The organism is Ureibacillus yapensis, from assembly GCF_003515775.1.
Classification (GTDB): Bacteria; Bacillota; Bacilli; order Bacillales_A; family Planococcaceae; genus Ureibacillus; species Ureibacillus yapensis.
Genome location: NZ_QWEI01000001.1, coordinates 343,635 through 359,671, shown reverse-complemented (window position 1 = coordinate 359,671; position 16,037 = coordinate 343,635). Strand labels below are relative to the sequence as shown.

Annotated in this window: 14 protein-coding genes; all 14 read left to right on the top strand. The window is 42.4% G+C overall.

Annotation, left to right across the window (positions count from 1 at the left end; translation table 11 throughout):
• Positions 1–65: 65 nt before the first annotated feature.
• The 14 genes from D1B33_RS01705 to recA all read left to right on the top strand — a co-directional run bounded on the left by D1B33_RS01705 (position 66) and on the right by recA (position 15,530).
• Positions 66–797, top strand: a complete 732-nt coding sequence (locus D1B33_RS01705; protein ID WP_233549357.1) for a GntR family transcriptional regulator — start codon at positions 66–68, stop codon at positions 795–797.
• Positions 798–850: 53 nt separating this feature from the next.
• Positions 851–1,912, top strand: coding sequence for a BMP family lipoprotein (locus D1B33_RS01700; RefSeq protein ID WP_118874598.1), 1,062 nt, complete (start codon positions 851–853; stop codon positions 1,910–1,912).
• Between the two features lie 435 nt (positions 1,913–2,347).
• On the top strand, positions 2,348–3,892 hold the full coding sequence (locus D1B33_RS01695) for an ABC transporter ATP-binding protein (protein ID WP_118874597.1): 1,545 nt from the start codon (positions 2,348–2,350) through the stop codon (positions 3,890–3,892).
• Positions 3,885–4,934: an ABC transporter permease gene (locus D1B33_RS01690; RefSeq protein WP_118874596.1), complete on the top strand. Its 1,050-nt coding sequence runs from the start codon at positions 3,885–3,887 to the stop codon at positions 4,932–4,934. Before D1B33_RS01695 ends, D1B33_RS01690 begins: the two co-directional genes overlap by 8 nt.
• Position 4,935: 1 nt before the next feature.
• A complete protein-coding gene (locus D1B33_RS01685) occupies positions 4,936–5,895 on the top strand; it encodes an ABC transporter permease (protein ID WP_118874595.1) in 960 nt (319 codons plus the stop codon).
• Positions 5,896–6,408: 513 nt separating this feature from the next.
• Positions 6,409–7,671, top strand: a complete 1,263-nt coding sequence (yfmF, locus tag D1B33_RS01680; RefSeq protein WP_118874594.1) for an EF-P 5-aminopentanol modification-associated protein YfmF — start codon at positions 6,409–6,411, stop codon at positions 7,669–7,671.
• 5 nt (positions 7,672–7,676) lie between these two features.
• On the top strand, positions 7,677–8,972 hold the full coding sequence (yfmH, locus tag D1B33_RS01675; protein ID WP_118874593.1) for an EF-P 5-aminopentanol modification-associated protein YfmH: 1,296 nt from the start codon (positions 7,677–7,679) through the stop codon (positions 8,970–8,972).
• Positions 8,972–9,700, top strand: a complete 729-nt coding sequence (gene ymfI / locus D1B33_RS01670) for an elongation factor P 5-aminopentanone reductase (protein ID WP_118874592.1) — start codon at positions 8,972–8,974, stop codon at positions 9,698–9,700. Before yfmH ends, ymfI begins: the two co-directional genes overlap by 1 nt.
• Before the next feature lie 44 nt (positions 9,701–9,744).
• The gene (locus D1B33_RS01665) at positions 9,745–10,002 is read left to right on the top strand and encodes a DUF3243 domain-containing protein (protein WP_118874591.1); all 258 of its coding nucleotides are present in this window, start codon (positions 9,745–9,747) and stop codon (positions 10,000–10,002) included.
• Positions 10,003–10,312: 310 nt separating this feature from the next.
• Complete coding sequence (locus tag D1B33_RS01660; protein WP_118874590.1) at positions 10,313–11,113, top strand: DUF3388 domain-containing protein; 801 nt, start codon at positions 10,313–10,315, stop codon at positions 11,111–11,113.
• Positions 11,114–11,184: 71 nt separating this feature from the next.
• Complete coding sequence (locus tag D1B33_RS01655) at positions 11,185–12,066, top strand: helix-turn-helix domain-containing protein (protein ID WP_325049389.1); 882 nt, start codon at positions 11,185–11,187, stop codon at positions 12,064–12,066.
• A 341-nt stretch (positions 12,067–12,407) separates the two neighbouring features.
• Complete coding sequence (gene pgsA, locus D1B33_RS01650) at positions 12,408–12,986, top strand: CDP-diacylglycerol--glycerol-3-phosphate 3-phosphatidyltransferase (protein WP_118874588.1); 579 nt, start codon at positions 12,408–12,410, stop codon at positions 12,984–12,986.
• Positions 12,987–12,998: 12 nt separating this feature from the next.
• The gene (locus D1B33_RS01645; RefSeq protein ID WP_118874587.1) at positions 12,999–14,255 is read left to right on the top strand and encodes a competence/damage-inducible protein A; all 1,257 of its coding nucleotides are present in this window, start codon (positions 12,999–13,001) and stop codon (positions 14,253–14,255) included.
• Positions 14,256–14,489: 234 nt separating this feature from the next.
• Entirely contained in the window at positions 14,490–15,530 is a 1,041-nt protein-coding gene (gene recA / locus D1B33_RS01640) for a recombinase RecA (RefSeq protein WP_118875192.1), read from the top strand.
• Positions 15,531–16,037: the final 507 nt, after the last annotated feature.

The following is a 16,037-nucleotide window of genomic DNA, read 5'->3' as shown; positions in this document are numbered from 1 at the left end:
TGAAACGATTAGTAGGAATGTTCAACATCAGATGTCTGATCTTGAGTTGTGTGGTGGTGATGAAATTGTCGACAATAAAAGCAGATCATCGTCATTTATATCTCCAAGTCATTGATCGATTAAAATCGGATATCGAAAAAGGCGTTTATCGTGAAAATGAAAAACTGCCATCGGAATTCGAATTATCGAAAAGACTTGGAGTAAGTCGGGCTACCTTGAGAGAGGCACTTCGACTATTGGAAGAAGAAAATATTATCATCCGGCGTCATGGAGTAGGGACATTTGTTAACCCGAAACCAGTTTTCACATCAGGAATCGAGCAATTATCAAGTATTTCTTCCATGATTGAAAAAGCTGGCATGATGCCGGGGACAATCTTCATGAAAGCTACGGAGAGTTGTCCCACAGATGGTGATAGAGAGCGCTTTCAATGTGGCGAAAATGACCAAGTATTTACAATCGAACGTGTCAGAACAGCTGATGGAGAGCCTGTTGTCTATTGTGTGGACAAGGTATTGGCCAAACATCTTCCAACTGATTATGTTCAAAACAATGAACTATCCATTTTCTCATCGCTTGAACAAAACGGTGACATTCATGTAGCGTATGCGGTGACGTTTATCGACCCGGTAGGCTATCATGAACAAGTGTCGCCAATCTTGAACTGCGGACGGGAAACAGCATTACTCGTATTAAAACAGCTCCATTATGATCAAAATGATCGAGTTGTTTTGTATTCAAAGAACTATTTTAGAGCTGATAAATTCAGCTTCCATGTAATCCGGAAACGGGTGTAGAACATTTATTCAAAAAATTCCTGCTAATTACAAATCTCTGGGGGGTAACACTAATGAAAAAACGCAAATTTGGTTTGGCTCTTGCTTCAATCTTTGCGGCTGGCTCCATTCTTGCTGCTTGTGGCGGTGGAGAAGAAACTGAAAAGAAAGAAAGCTCCGAAGATACGTTCTCTGTAGCAATGATTACAGATACTGGCGGTGTGGATGACAAATCATTCAACCAATCAACTTGGGAAGGTATCCAAGAATTCGGTAAAGAAAATGGCCTTGAAAAAGGCGATGGCGGGTTCGATTACCTGCAATCGTCAGCAGAATCTGAGTATGTAACAAACTTGAATAACTTAATCCGTCGTGATTTCGACCTAATCTTCGCAGTTGGTTTTGCATTGCACAATGCAGTAGCGGAAGTAGCTGACCAACAGCCTGAAGCGCAAATTGCGATTATTGATGAAGTAGTGCCAGACAAAGAAAACGTCGCTTCGATCATGTTCCGTGCAAACGAAGCATCTTACCTTGCTGGAGTAGCAGCAGCTCAAGAATCAAAATCCGGTAAAATCGGTTTCATCGGCGGTATGACTGGTGAAATCATTGGTGGATTTGAAGCTGGTTATGTAGCTGGTGCAAAAGCAGCGAACCCTGATATTGAAATCGACATTGAGTATGCTGAAAGTTTCACTGATGCAGCAAAAGGCCAACAAATTGCAAAAAGAATGTATGATTCCGGCGCAGACATTATCTTCCACGCAGCTGGTAATGCAGGTAACGGTTTATTCACTGAAGCAAAAGAACGTAAACAAAAAGATCCAGATGCAAACGTATGGGTAATCGGTGTAGACCGTGACCAATATGATGAAGGTAAAGTAGATGACTCTACAAACGTTGTATTAACATCTGTTTTAAAACGTGTAGACGTGGCAGCGAAAGAAGTTGCGAACCAAGCAAAAGAAGGAAATTTCCCTGGTGGAGAACTAATCACTTATGGGTTGGCTGATGAAGGAGTTGGCTTAGCTGATCCTCGCGGTGCAGTTTCTGAAGAAACAGTTGCTGCTGTTGAAGACGCTCGTCAAAAAATCATCGATGGTGAAATCACGGTTCCAGAACAACCGGGTGAATAATTTTCGATGAAAGCGAAAGTTTTGCCTAGCCCTGAATCGTGCTGGGCAGCTTTCGCTGAACAATTTGAAAATTCCATATTTCAGTCTATAACCTCATGAAGGCTAGCTCTGCTAGTCTTCATGTTTTGTGAGGAGATATTTGTGGAAATTTTAAGAATAATTGTGATTTATTGAAAACTAATAATTTCCTATTTAACAAATGGATTGCTGATCTTTCGAAAAGATAAATTTTTGGAAGCGTTTTTCCGTATGAGTACCCACGTTCGAATTAATAGATGAAAGGTTTTAAAATGGCATCGCAATCTTAAAGCCTTTCTTGTGTTAATTTTTATTCAACACTAGTAATCTCTACTGATTTTGAGAGAAATCGGTTTATCGCACAAGTATACAAACAATTTGTGCAGCAAATAAAAAGTGTCCAAGGGAGTGAACACATTGGAATATGTTATTGAAATGCTTGGAATTCGCAAGCAATTTGGAGATTTTGTTGCCAATGATAACATCACCCTTCAACTGAAAAAAGGCGAAATTCATGCGCTTCTTGGTGAAAATGGTGCAGGAAAATCGACGTTGATGAACGTACTGTTCGGGCTATACCAGCCTGAAGCGGGAACAATCCGTGTTCGAGGAAAAGAAGTAAAAATCACTGATCCAAATGTAGCCAACAAGCTCGGGATTGGCATGGTGCATCAACACTTTATGTTAGTTGAAAATTTCACGGTGACGGAAAATATCATACTCGGCAGTGAACCGACAAAAATGGGAACCATCAACATCAAAGATGCGGCTAAGAAGGTACAGGCGCTATCCGAAAAGTATAATTTGAATGTTGATCCCTATGCCAAAATCGAGGATATCTCGGTTGGTATGCAGCAGCGGGTAGAAATTTTGAAAACGCTCTATCGCGGGGCGGACATCCTCATTTTCGATGAACCGACTGCTTCATTAACGCCTCAGGAAATTACGGAACTGATGCAAATTATGAAACGATTGATTGAAGAAGGAAAATCAATCATTTTAATTACACATAAGTTAAAAGAAATTATGGAAGTATCTGACCGAGTAACAGTCATCCGAAAAGGACAAGGCATCGGTACGGTCGTTACGGCTGAATCAAGCCCAACACAACTTGCCGAGTTGATGGTAGGACGTCAGGTTGTATTCAAAACTGAAAAGATTGCACCAAATCCTAAGGAAATAGTTCTTCAAATCGATTCATTGACCGTTGCAGATAACCGCGGCGTGGACAAAGTGAAAAACCTGAACTTAACTGTCCGTGCAGGTGAAATTGTCGGGATTGCGGGTATCGATGGAAACGGCCAATCCGAGCTGATCGAAGCCATTACAGGTCTCCGTAAAGTAAAAAACGGCAAAATTACGTTAAACGGCAAAGAAATTACAAACTTAAAACCAAGAAAAATCACGGAATCCGGTGTAGGGCATATTCCCCAGGATCGCCATAAACATGGATTAGTGCTGGATTTCCCTCTTGGACACAATATTGCACTACAAACGTACTACAAACAACCAATTTCCAAAAACGGTGTCATCAATTATAAAAAAGTAAATGAAATTGCACGCAACATCATCGAGCAATATGATGTTCGTTCAGGTGAAGGCGTAATGTCGATCACTCGTTCACTTTCCGGCGGTAACCAGCAAAAAGCGATTATCGGACGTGAAGTGGAGCGTAATCCGGATTTACTGATTGCAGCGCTGCCAACACGTGGTCTGGATGTCGGAGCGATTGAATTTATCCATAGACGATTAATCGAACAGCGTGATAATGGAAAAGCGGTATTGCTAATTTCCTTTGAATTGGATGAAGTCATGAACGTTTCGGATGAGATTGCTGTAATCTACGATGGCTATATCATTGATACGGTGAAACCGCAGGAAACAACTGAAAACGAACTAGGTTTATTGATGGCAGGACAATCGCTGCAAGAGAACACGAAGGAAGGTGGCCAACATGAGTAAGCGAGCGGTTAATATTTTAGTGCCACTGATTTCCATCATTTTAGGTTTGGTCATTGGCGCGATTGTAATGGCAGTGAGTGGATTTAATCCAATCGATGGATACGTTGCATTATGGAACGGTATTTTCATGGATTCCTATACTATGGGTGAAACGATTCGCCAGATTACACCATATATTTTCTCCGGTTTGGCGGTAGCCTTTGCGTTCCGTACCGGCCTGTTCAATATCGGTGTTGAAGGTCAGCTGATTATGGGATGGCTAGCCGCCGCGTGGGTAGGGCAAGCTTTCGAATTGCCGAAAATCATCCACCTTCCACTAGCGTTGCTTGCCGCAGCAGCAGCAGGTGCGTTATGGGCATTTATCCCTGGCTTTTTGAAAGCCAAACTTCAAGTTCATGAAGTAATCGTCACAATCATGTTGAACTATACGGCCATTCATGTTGCAAATGCGTTGATTGGCGTGATTTCAGGCGGTGGGGAGCGAACAGACAAAGTCCACGAATCTGCTTCTCTTCGTGCTCATTATTTAGAAGCCATGACAGATTATTCCCGTTTGCACTGGGGTATTTTAGTGGCACTGTTGGCAGTTGTGTTTATGTGGTTCTTATTGGAAAGAACAACTCTTGGCTATGAATTGAAAGCGGTAGGGTTTAACAAAAATGCATCGGAATATGCAGGGATGAATGTAAAGAAAAACATCATCCTGGCCATGGTTATTTCCGGGGCTTTTGCCGGGCTTGGCGGAGCGATGGAAGCACTCGGAACATTCGAAAACATATCCAAGCTTCATGCTGCGACAGGCATCGGATTTGACGGAATCGCCGTTGCTCTATTGGGAGCGAACCAACCATTCGGTGTATTATTGGGAGCTATTTTATTTGGTGCCCTGAAAAACGGTGGGTTAAACATGCCAAGTGAAGCAGGCATTCCAACTGAGATCGTGTCAATTGTCATCGCGTTGATTATCTTCTTTATTGCATCGGGTTATATCATTCGTGTGGCGCTAGAACGATTCGGAAAAAAGAGAAAGGAGGAAAAATAACATGAGCTTTCTAGAAGTGCTATATTTTATTATTCCTTCTGCCATCTTCTATGCAGCGCCATTAATTTTAACAGCAATCGGTGGGGTATTCACTGAACGATCAGGGGTTGTCAACATTGGTCTGGAAGGAATCATGATAGTTGGTGCAGCAAGCAGTATTATTTTCAACTTAACTTTTGCAGATCAATTGGGCAACGCCACTCCTTGGGTTGGATTGTTGGTCGCAATGATCTTTGGTATTCTGTTATCTCTCATTTTGGCAGTGGCTGCAGTCTCGCTTCGTGCAGACCAAACGGTATCAGGGGTAGCCTTGAACATGCTGGGTCTTGCTGCTGCAGTGTTTACGGTAAAAATGATTTATGATAAGGGGCAAACGGATGCGATTTCAGAACGTTTCTCGCGATTTGATATTCCTTTGTTAAGCGATATTCCGATTCTCGGGAAAATGTTCTTCGTTGACGTTTATGCAACATCCATTTTGGCATTCGCAGTGGCATTCATCGCTTGGTATGTCATTTACAAAACACCATTTGGCCTGCGCTTGCGCTCTGTTGGGGAACATCCAATGGCAGCGGATACGATGGGTGTGAATGTCTCAAAAATGCGTTATGTCGCTGTGATGATATCCGGGGCACTAGGTGGAATCGGTGGTGCAGTTTATGCACAAGCCATCGCAGGGAACTTTGGTGCCGCGACAATCAGTGGTCAAGGGTTCATGGCCCTGGCCGCGATGATTTTCGGGAAATGGCATCCGCTTGGAGCGATGGGTGCAGCACTATTCTTCGGTTTCGCCCAAGCACTCAGTGTTGTCGGCGGATCGATTCCATATGTGCAGGATGTACCGACTATCTTCCTATTAATCTTGCCATACGTCTTGACGATTCTGGCGCTGGCTGGATTCATCGGAAAAGCAAACGCACCAAAAGCAAGTGGTGTTCCATATATTAAAGGAAAACGATAAGCTGTCGTTTTGAGCAGTGCGCCTTCTCTTTTATAGGGGAGGCGTTTTTTTGTTCTGGTTGTACTGTAGTATTGGCAGTTTTGCAATAAATCCCGCCAGTTTGTGCGAGAATCCCGCCAATTTCGTTGATAAACCCGACACTTTATGCAAAAATCCCGACAAATCAGTAATTGTGGAAAATTTCGCGTGTTTTCACCTCTTCATGCAAGAATCCCGCCACTACTAGAAATCCGCCAACTTCTCAAAAAAATCTTCCGACTCTATGAAGAAATCCGCCTAATTCATAAGATATCTGCCAATAATCTAATTAAATCCGCCAACCCAATCAACACGTATTCTTTTTAATCAGAAGGGCAAGATTAATAAATAGAAGAAAACAAATTGGATTATTTTTGCATAAACACCAATACTGCATGTATAGTAGTATTATCACTGTTTTTTATCAGTGGGTGTTCACTGATTTTTTAGGTTAGCGTTTTACTACGTTGAGAAGCTATGTCAGGAGGAATTTTTTTGTTTTTAACAACAAAGTTGGCAGAAGGTGTACATCTGCATATTCGACAAACCACACAATTCAAAACCGTGAATTTTTCAATAAAATGGAGAGCTCCGTTGAATCAGGAAACTGCGGCGCAACGTGCAGTTTTATCAAACGTTCTTCAGCATAGCAACGGGAAATTCAAAAAATCGGCGGAATTCAGAAGCTACCTGGATGATTTGTTCGGCACGGTGCTTTATTTTGATGCGTCCAAGCGCGGCAGCGAGCATACGGTTTTATTGAACGTAGAAACCGTCAATGATCAATATCTTGCTCACAATAAAGTATTCAATGAAGTGCTGGATTTGATTCATACGGCGATTTTCAACCCGAATTTCGAAAACGGGCAGTTTGTGCCTTCGATTGTTGAGCGCGAAAAGGAAATGATCTTGCACCGTATTCAATCGATTTTTGACGACAAGACGCGTTATGCACAGTATCGACTCAATCAAATTATTCGCCCGAACCACCCAGCTTCGATTTCGGCGAGCGGGACGCTTGAAACGGTAGAGCAGGTAACGCCGGAATCTTTAACAAAAGCATACGAATCGATGATCAATGAAGATCGAATCGATATTTACGTTGTCGGTGACATCGATGTGGAAGCGGTTCAAAAGAAATTGACGGAAAGCCTGCCTTTTAAAGACCGCACGCCAAAACAGCCGGAACAAACGACAAATGAGTCAAAACCGGAAAGAGAATATACAAAAGAACAGCAAGAAATGAAACAAGGGAAATTGCATATTGGCTTTAGTACGCCGGTTCGATTTGGCGATGAGGATTATCCAAAAATGCAAATCTTCAACGGCGTATTCGGTGGCTATGCGCATTCCAAGTTATTCATGAATGTTCGGGAAAGAGAAAGTTTGGCCTACTATGCGTCAAGCTCCTATAACTCCATGTATGGTCTTGTTTTCGTTGTTTCGGGCATCGAGCCGTCTAATGAAAAGAAAGCAACCGACGTGATTTACGAGCAATTGGAAGCGATTAAAAATGGGGAAATTACGGATCTTGAACTTGCGCAAACAAAAGCGATGCTGATCAATCAGTTAAAAGAGTCATTGGATCTAGCGCGCGGGCAAATCGAAATTTTCGATCAATACAAAAACTTGAACGAGCCTTTCTCGGTTGATACGTGGAATGAGCGTTGGCAAAATGTCACAAAAGAAGATGTTCAGAAAATGGCTGAACAAGTGAAATTGGAAGCCGTGTATTTCTTATGCGGGAAGGAGGCCTAATCGTCATGAAAACGATTGAGTTTAAACAACTAGATGAAACGTTATATTATAAGCAAATGCAAAATGGGCTGGATGTATATATTCTGCCGAAAAAAGGGTTTTCAAAAACCTTTGTCACGTTCACGACAAAATACGGCAGCATCGACCGTACATTCGTGCCAATCGGCGAGTCGGAACAAATCACCGTTCCGGATGGGATTGCCCACTTTTTGGAGCACAAAATGTTCGAAAAAGAAGATGGGGATGTGTTCCAGCAATTCAGCGAGTCCGGTGCTTCCGCTAACGCCTTTACTTCATTCACGCGAACTGCCTATCTTTTCTCGGCTACAGACAATATTTATAAAAGCACAGAAACGTTATTAAATTTTGTTCAAGAGCCGTATTTTACTCCGGAAACGGTTGAAAAAGAAAAGGGAATCATCGGCCAGGAAATCACGATGTATGATGACCAGGCGGACTGGCGTTTGTACTTTGGGGCGATTGAAAATATGTACCATACACACCCCGTGAAAATCGACATCGCCGGAACAATTGAGTCAATCGACAAAATTACGGCCGATCACCTGTATACGTGCTATAACACGTTTTATCATCCATCGAACATGTTATTGTTTGTCGTAGGCAACATTGACCCGACGGAAATGATGGCGTTTATTGAACAAAATCAAGGCAAAAAAGAATTTTCGGAACCAACGAAAATTCAGCGCCATTTCGATGAAGAGCCAACAGATGTAGCAGTCAAGGAACGCGAATTGAAAATGGACGTTCAAAAACCAAAAGTTTATGTAGGATTAAAAGCCAAGCAGACGGATTTAAGCGGGGAAGAAATGCTTAAACACGAGCTTTCCGTTCAAATCGCACTTGAATCTTTGTACGGCCGTGCTTCGAACTTCTATACAGAAGTCTATGAAAGCGGGTTGATTGATGAATCGTTCGCTTATGATTTTTCATTGGAAAAAGGCTATGGCTTTGCATTGATTGGATCGGATTCCCGTAACCCGGATCAACTGGCTGAAAAAATTAAAGAAGTCATCAACAATGCAGCCACTATCCTGACGGAGGATAGCATTGAGCGCGTTAAACGGAAAAAAATCGGCTTCTATTTAAGAGCCTTGAATTCCATGGAGTTCATTGCCAACCAATTCACGCGCTATAAATTCAACGACATGAATTTGTTTGATGCAGTACCGGTCATCGAAAAATTAACGCTGCAAGATGTGGTGAAAGCTTTGGAAACCATCCAGGGCGAATCCCAACAAACTGTATTTAAAGTAATGCCTTCAAGCGAGCAAGCGGAATAATGAAAAAATTCGCACTTGTGGTCGGTGCTTCCGGTGCGATTGGAAATGCAATAGCAAGGCGACTGGCGCAAGATGGTTGGTCGCTTTATTTGCATTATCATGAAGGCCGCGCCAAAGTAAGCACTTTGATTGAAGAACTTCTACAAACTTCACCGAATCAGGAATTCTTGGCCGTTAAAGCAGATTTCACGCTGGAAGATGGGGCGGATTCCTTGGCTTCGCAAATCTACTCGCTTCAAGCAGTAGTCTTTGCAAGCGGCCATGCTTTCTATGGAATGCTTGAGGAAACGCCAGTGGAAGAGATGAATAAGCTTTGGAAAGTGCATGTGCAAAATCCAATGCGCCTCATTGCCATCCTGTCGCACAAACTGCGCAAGCATGAAACGAGCTATGTGCTGTTTATCGGATCGATTTGGGGTGAAACCGGAGCAGCGCTGGAATCGGTATATAGCGCGGTGAAAGGCGCACAGCATGCCTTCGTGAAATCCTATGCAAAAGAAGTGGCCTACAATCATATTTTGGTAAATGCCATTGCACCGGGCTTCATTGATACGCAAATGAACCGCCATCTTGATGAAGAAGAGAAACAAGGATTGGTGGAAGAAATTCCCCTGGCAAGGTTGGGCCATGTGAATGATGTAGCAAATCATGTTTCGTTCTATTTAAGCGGCCAAGCTGATTATGTTACGGGACAAATTATAAGAATTAATGGCGGATGGTACATATAAAATCTCAATTTGCACATAATAAAAGTGCAAAGGAGGAGAGAAACATGGCGCTATTAGAAAACTGGGAAAGATGGACATCTTTTTTGGGTGAACAAGTAACTGATGCCAAAGAACACGGTATGTCCAAAAAGGCGATCGAGAAATCTGCCGTGCAAATCGGTGATTACTTAGCTAAAAATGTTGACCCTAAAAATGAACAAGAACGTGTCCTTGCCGACCTTTGGCAAGTAGCAGATAGCGATGAAAAACACGCGCTTGCGAACTGCATTATTAAACTTGTTTCAAATAACCGCGTACAGTAAGTGAGATTGCACTTGATGCGGCCTGGCTTATAAAGTAGCAGTTATGCATTGCTGCTTATTTTAAATCATATATCATAGAACAATCACTTTCATTTCTTCTACTCATACTTTTAAGGAGGCCTTTCTTGACCTCCTTTTCTTTTGATTTAATTCCACAAAATTCGACATTAGGAATTTCTTTCCTCGAAAAAGGAGAAATTTAATATTTTAATAGGAAAAAGCGCCATTTCTAACTTTTCAATACATATAAAATCAGATATGATGAAACTTATAGGAAAAATATTCGTTTGTGTTAGTAGGGGGACGATTTATGGGCGAGTGGTATTTTGAGTATGAAATCCAAGTGAATCGTCCGGGTTTGTTGGGTGACATTGCCTCACTCCTCGGGATGTTGCGAGTAAACATCGTTTCAATTAATGGAGTAGATGAAGGGCGACGGGGAATGCTATTAAAAACGGAGAATGATGAATCCATTCGACGTTTTATTTCCATTGTTTCGACAATAGAAAACATTAACGTGACGAAATTTCGCGAACCAAAAGTGCGCGATCGTCTCGCCGTTCGCCATGGCCATTATATCGAACGGGATGCAGACGAAAAAAATACATTCCGTTTTGTAAGAGATGAACTCGGCATGTTAGTTGATTTTATGGCAGAATTATTTAAAAAAGACGGCCACAGATTAATCGGCATACGTGGAATGCCACGAGTCGGAAAGACGGAATCGATTGTTGCCGCTAGTGTGTGTGCCAATAAGAAATGGATTTTTTTATCCTCGACGATGATTAAGCAAACCATACGTCATCAGTTAATGGGTGATGAGTTTAACGAAAACAATATTTTTATTCTGGATGGCGCCGTCACAAAAAGAAGCACCGATGAACGGCATCAACAGCTTGTGAGGGAAATGATGCGCGTCCCGGCTGTTAAAGTGGTGGAACATCCAGATTTGTTTGTACAAGATTCAGAATACAAGCTGACGGATTTTGATTATATCATTGAACTCCGTCATCACCCGGAAGAAGTGATCACGTACGAAATGATTGAGAAAAATGAAATGATGTCGAATAGCGACCATATTGGCGGATTTCACGGCGGATTTGATTTTTAGGAAATCATGGAGTCAAGGGAATTTTAAATCGTGGATGATAAGATCCCGAGTTGAAAATGATGGAAAAGTAGGTGTTATGGTTGACTGAACTCGGAGCTCGCCTTAAAGAAGCGAGATTATCTAAAGGATATAGTTTGGATGATCTTCAAGAAATTACAAAAATACAAAAACGATATCTAAATGCGATTGAAGAAGGCAATTATTCAATCATGCCAGGAACATTTTATGTTCGGGCATTTATTAAGCAATATGCAGAAGCAGTTGGACTGGATGCGGATGAATTACTGGATGAGTTCAAAAAAGAAATTCCAAATCAGCCAACAGAAGAAGTCGCGCAATCGATTTCCCAAAGCCCGACCCGTCGCAGACTGAATACACGCTCGACAAATCGAATGCTGGAATCGATGCCGAAAATAATTGTAGGTCTATTTATTATCGTTATTATTGTGGCCATTTGGTTTTTATATCAGCAAAAAATGGCGACAAACCAACCAGATGAAATGCAAAAAGAAACACAGTTGGAATATGAACAAGTTCCTCCGTCCACATCAGAGAAGCCAGCTAAGGAAGAACAACCGGCAGAGGATGAGCAGGAGCCCGCTGAAGAGGAGCCTGCAGAAGAAGAAACAGCAACTCAGGAACTCTCCCCAGGTACTCCAAATGGCGAAACAACTACTTATACACTAACGGGTACCGACAAAATGGCGCTGCGCATAGAAGTAACTGGCGAGACGTGGGTAGGCATCCGTGATGAAGCCGGTAGCGAACAGGTGGATGCTCGCGTCTACAATGCAGGAGAAGTTGTAGAGTTTGATGCAACCACAAATCAGTATGCCCGCATTCGCTTAGGAAATTCCAACAATGCAAAAGTGTTCGTCAATGATGAACCACTTAAGTATGCACAATCCGCCGTTACACAAAATATCATTATTACATTACAACCGGAAGAATAGTCATCATCGCGATGGCTTTTTTCCTATTTTCGCGGTTCGCTGAGCTTGGTGTTGGTGAATAGTGGGGATGAACTGCAAATCGTTGGAGGAAGCGGGTGCAAAAACGCTTCATAAGCCGGATGAAGTGCAAATCTAGGATGACAGTAACCGGAAAAGCGCTTCATAGGCTGAATGAACTGCAAATGGGACGGGAAAGCTACAGGAAAAGCGCTTCATAAGCAGGATGAACTGCAAAACCAGCGCGAAAGCTACTAAAAAGGCGCTTCATAGCCCGAACTCCAATAAAATATATTAAAAATCGAAGAAACAATCCAGTTTACTCGAATGAAAGGTGTTAGCAAATGAATATACCGAATAAGATTACAGTCTCAAGAATCTTCCTTATCCCAATATTTGTGATTGTAATACTATTTGATTTTGATTGGGGAACCATGAATTTTATTGGCGCAGAAATGCCCGTCAACCACTTTGTGGCAGCAATAATCTTTATCATCGCTTCTTGTACGGACTGGGTAGATGGCTATTATGCCCGAAAATATAATCTTGTCACAAATCTAGGGAAGTTCCTTGATCCATTGGCAGACAAACTTTTGGTTGCTGCTGCATTTATCGTCTTGGTGGAACTTGGAATGGCGCCATCATGGATTATTATTATCATTTTGAGCCGTGAATTTGCCGTAACAGGTTTACGGGCGATTTTGGCAGGGGAAGGTGAAGTAGTAGCAGCGAGCCAACTAGGTAAAATCAAAACATGGGCTCAGATTGTTGCGATTTCATCATTGCTCCTACACAACACGATTTTTACGTTGATCAATATCCCATTTGACACTATCGCGCTTTATGTCGCATTAATATTTACAGTATGGTCTGGTTGGGAATATTTCTATTTAAATCGTCGCGTGTTTGTGAACTCTAAATAAGGGGGAAAACACATGAATGCAGAGATTATAGCGGTAGGTTCCGAGTTGTTGCTCGGACAGATTGCCAATACGAACGCCAAGTTTATTTCCAAACAATTGTCCGAGCTGGGCATAAACGTGTATTACCATAGCGTAGTCGGCGATAATGCGGAGCGTCTGAAACAGGCAATCACCATTGCGGAAGGGCGCGCGGATTTAATTATTTTCTCTGGAGGGCTCGGACCGACAAAAGATGATTTAACCAAAGAAACGATTGCCAGCCATTTAAACTTGCCTCTGGAGTACAACGCAACGGCCTTGGCGTACATTGAGCGTTATTTTACGACGAGCGGACGCGAGATGACCGACAATAATCGCAAGCAGGCACTGGTTCTAGAAGGGTGCGAGGTTTTGGCAAATCATCATGGCATGGCTCCGGGAATGCTCCTGGAGAAAAACGGCCGTACGTACATATTGCTTCCCGGCCCACCAAAAGAACTGGAGCCAATGTTCCAATTTGAAGCGAAACCGAAGCTTGCCGCAAAATTAAGCGCCGGTGGGGTAATCCAATCCCAAGTGCTGCGCTTTTATGGCATCGGCGAGGCGGAACTGGAAGTACGTATTCAAGATATACTAGATTCTCAAACTAACCCTACCATTGCGCCTCTTGCAAGCGATGGAGAGGTAACGCTGCGAATTACGGCAAAGGCAGATAATAATGAGGAAGCATGGAGATTGATTGAAGCTAAAGAAGCAGAAATTCTAGCAATTGTCGGCGACTATCATTATGGCTACAATGATGATTCATTGGCTTCCAAAATGGTCGAAATGCTTGTTCGCCATGAACTTACAATCGCGGCAGCCGAAAGCTTGACAGCAGGTCTCTTCCAAGCCGAACTTGCTGAAATACCGGGAATCGGCGTGTCATTGGCCGGCGGGCTAGTCACTTATGACGCCCAAGCAAAAGTCGACCAACTGGGAATACACCAATCCATACTAGATGAATTCGGCATTGTGAGCAGTGAGTGTGCAGAAGCGATGGCTGTAAAAGTTCGCGAAAAATTTGGTACGGATATCGGCGTCGGCTTAACGGGCGCGGCAGGACCTGACCCACATGATGGCCAACCGGCAGGAACGATTTGGCTTGGATTCAGTTTTGCCGATTCAAAACCGGTAACCCGTAAACTTCAATTGCAAGGGATGCGCAATACCAACCGCATTCGCGCAGTCAAATTTGCATACAGCTATCTGATGCGCTTGTTAGTTGAGAAAGGCTACGAAAAACTATAAAATAGGATAGTAGTTTTGTGACTATTTGAATTTAAAATTTGAGCTGTGAAAGTGGCTCAAATTTTTATTTTGCCCAAAAAACGAAAATATGTTCGCTTTTTTCTTGAAAATTGTCTCAAAAACAAGTATAGTAGAGACATAACAACGAGAGATTAAAACTTGTGTTTACATAAAACTATGGTTTATATATAAGGAGGAAATCATTTGAGTAACGATCGTAAAGCTGCATTGGATATGGCGTTAAAACAAATCGAAAAACAATTCGGTAAAGGCTCAATCATGAAACTTGGCGAACAATCAGATCGCCAAATGGAAACATCTTCAAGTGGTTCATTGGCACTGGATGCTGCATTAGGGGTAGGCGGCTACCCTCGTGGTCGTATTGTGGAAATCTATGGACCGGAATCATCAGGTAAAACGACTGTTGCCCTTCATGCCATCGCTGAAATACAGGCAAATGGTGGACAAGCAGCATTCATCGATGCAGAGCACGCGTTGGACCCGGTTTACGCACAAAAACTTGGCGTTAACATTGACGAATTGCTTCTTTCCCAACCAGACACTGGTGAGCAAGCATTGGAAATCGCCGAGGCATTGGTACGCAGTGGTGCAATCGATATTATCGTAATTGACTCTGTAGCTGCATTGGTTCCTAAAGCTGAAATCGAAGGCGAAATGGGTGACTCTCACATGGGTCTGCAAGCTCGTTTAATGTCCCAAGCATTGCGTAAGCTTTCAGGGATCATTAACAAGTCAAATACATTGGCAATCTTCATCAACCAAGTTCGTGAAAAAATCGGTGTTATGTTCGGTAACCCGGAAACAACGACTGGTGGTCGTGCGCTTAAATTCTACGCATCCATCCGTCTGGAAGTCCGCCGTGCCGAAGCGATTAAACAAGGTACGGAAATGATAGGGAACAAAACAAAAATTAAAGTCGTGAAAAACAAAGTAGCGCCACCATTCCGTACAGCGGAAGTTGATATTATGTATGGTGAAGGGATTTCTAAAGAAGGAGAAATCGTCGACATCGGAGCGGAACTGGACATCATCCAAAAAAGCGGTTCCTGGTACTCTTATGATGGCGAACGCATCGGCCAAGGCCGTGAAAATGCGAAAGCCTTCCTAAAAGCAAATCCGGAAATTCGCAACACTGTAGCAAACCAAATCCGTGAATCCTACGGCATGACAGCCAACTCCTACACAATTGGCTCCCATGACGAGGCAGAAGAAGAAATGGATTCAGAGCTGGCATTATTGCTGGATGAAGAATAAGATTATATCTCCGCCCGCCCTGAATTGGGGCGGGTTTTCTTGTTGAATGAATAGTTGACGAAATTTAAATGTCGGGATTAATGGAAGAAGTTTCAGGATTATTAGCAAAACTGTCGGGAATCTCAACAAAACTGTCAGGAAAATTGCCCAGTTTGTCGGATTTTATAAAATCAAAGCTCAAAACTAAGTTTGGCGGATATCTCGGCAAAAGTGGCGGATAAATCAAACAAACTGGCGGATAACTCAAAAAATTCACAAAAATCATTCCACAATTCTAAACCAATCTCATAGCATGCCCAACTCCGCCTAAAATTCCCTAAAAAGTGAATAAAAATAAAAAATTTTGCTAAGAATAAGGAGAAATATCTTATTTATTAAGTATTTTGAATAATGAAGTGGTTCAATTGGCTCGCACATATTAATGAACCCTCTTTCTAAAGAATTATTGTTCTAGATAATGCTAGTAATAAATTGCCTTCAAATTGAAGCGTGTCTTGTGGGAATCCT